Genomic DNA, 2,033 nt, shown 5'->3' on the forward strand with positions numbered 1-2,033 from the left:
GACCGCCAATATAATGATGGCTATTCCGTACAAACTTATAAAGCGAAGTAAAGCCATATTATCCCCCCTTACTATTTCCATCATTGTAACAAAAAAAGTCAGCTACTAAAGGGCTATTTTTGATACGTAATGTCACAATTAGCAAGGGAGGATTATTATATTATTTTAATAGTGCTTCAAGTTTTGCTTTCGTTTTCGGACCATAAATGCCGTCAGCAGTCAGACTGTTTACTGGCTGGAAACGTTTGACTGCATTTGCTGTTTTCGGGACATACACGCCATCAATACCGTTATTCTTCGCCCCTTTTATCCAGGTAGAAATAAAGCGCAGCCAGCGCTTTTTGAATCTGCCTTACGTCATCCCCTTTGAGCTCCCAGCAAAGGCCCTTTCGTATGTTTAAACTGAGCCATCCAGTAAAGGAACCGGCGGGCTTTTTCATCATCAAACACATAAGGAAACTAAACTCCCTTGTGCCTTCCCGACTCACATCATTTAAAAAACGCTCGCAGGCCCAAATGTGTTTTTCACACGCCACAATCTCACCCGATATCACATCGCGCGAGTAATCAATGAGAAACTGTTTGATTGTCTTCATACGTTTTTAAACTCCTTTTCGGCAGCCGTCTTTTCCCACTCCTCCTGGGTACGAGTGATAGCAAGTTTTGCCCGAGCAGACGGTGTAAGGCCAAAGTCATTCGCTGCTGATTTCATTTGATCAAAATAATTCTTTTGTCACTTTAATAAAGGATGCTCTTCACCAACAAGCTTTATTGGGCTGCCGTCTTCGTCTTTTCCTTCCGTATGGACCATGATCCCGTCTTCTTCAATAATTTTAGAAATTGATACATACTGCGAATAGGCATTACAATAGGCAGCCAACATGCTGATGTCCACTTCCGTGATGATTTCAACTTCTGTTAATAGAGCAGCAACCCGTTTGAATTCTTTTTTCCCGACCTTATCCAACCACGTTGGCGGTTTTATATTATCGGATCGCATTTTCATTTTCTTCTCGTGCTCAGCCCGGGCGGCCAGCTCTTCCGTATTCTTTTTATTTGGGTTGCCCTGTATCAATTGAAGCGTCGCGGATTTTGCAGGCCTCGGCATGTTCTCACCTCATTTCACATCAAAAAAATCGCATTTTTTGCTTGTTTTTTCACCAATCGTGATACGATGGAAGTAACAACAAAACCAGTCGTATCAAGCCCTCTCGGCAATTTCGCCGGGAGGGTATTTTGTTTTTCCGGAACTTTGAAAAGCGGTGTTTGTTTGCAGAAGAGGGGGCGCCGTTCTCCAAACGTTTCCTTTCCAGAGATTTGGATAGGGGGGAGTGTCACTTGCACTTGCTGCCATGAACCTTGTTGTGACAGGCATTACACAGGCTGACAAGGTTGTCCAAATCTAATCTTTTCGCTCAATCTTCTTTTACTTCCACTATGTGATGCACCATGTCAGCCGGAGTGAAGCAATGATCTTTCAAACAATGCCGACAAAGATAATTGTCTCGTATCAATGCAAGTTGTCTTGTTCGTTTCCAATCTATTGATTTATAAAAACTTGTTATTGTTTTGTTTCTTGAATATTTGTTGTAATGTGTCGTTTCTTCTTGTTGCTGTGTCTGGTGTGTATCACAGTACCGACCACGGGTGAGGCTGGGGCACCCAGGGGCAGCGCATATCCCTAGAGGTTTAAGAGGCATAAACCATATGCTCTGTTTCTTCTTTTATTAAATTGGTGTAAGTTTCTCCAATAACCTCATCATTGATTGTCGTAATCTTTTCACATATCTTTCTCTTAATCATTTCCATTGAAGTCAGATGCCTCCTTTCTTCTTCCGTCAATCCAAAGAGTTTCTTTCTCCTCTGTTACGACTAGTACATCCACATCAGCAATAGACAGGTCGAGTTCATCCCCATATACAAAGAAGCCTTGGTTAATTGCCTGGCAAACATCATTCTCTATGGATCTCTTAACCTCTTTGTCCACATGCTCTTTTGCCCTTATTAACAACAGTTTCATTACTGTTCCTCCT

Annotated in this window: 1 protein-coding gene and 4 pseudogenes; all 5 read right to left on the minus strand. The window is 42.1% G+C overall.

The window, feature by feature from the left end; all coding sequences use genetic code 11:
- Window positions 1–160 precede the first annotated feature (160 nt).
- Window positions 161–359 (minus strand): annotated as a pseudogene (locus RAC86_RS38135) (peptidoglycan-binding domain-containing protein); the annotation flags it as partial.
- Window positions 360–372: 13 nt separating this feature from the next.
- Window positions 373–596 (minus strand): annotated as a pseudogene (locus RAC86_RS38140) (terminase large subunit); the annotation flags it as partial.
- Window positions 593–1,108 (minus strand): annotated as a pseudogene (locus RAC86_RS38145) (phage terminase small subunit P27 family). The pseudogenes RAC86_RS38145 and RAC86_RS38140, both read right to left, overlap by 4 nt.
- Window positions 1,109–1,334: 226 nt before the next feature.
- Window positions 1,335–1,700: pseudogene (locus RAC86_RS38150) on the minus strand (HNH endonuclease).
- Window positions 1,701–1,795: 95 nt separating this feature from the next.
- Window positions 1,796–2,033 (minus strand): hypothetical protein (locus RAC86_RS38155; protein WP_377886901.1); only part of this gene is annotated, 238 nt, incomplete at its 5' end.

It is taken from the genome of Bacillus sp. LR_5, assembly GCF_042709275.1.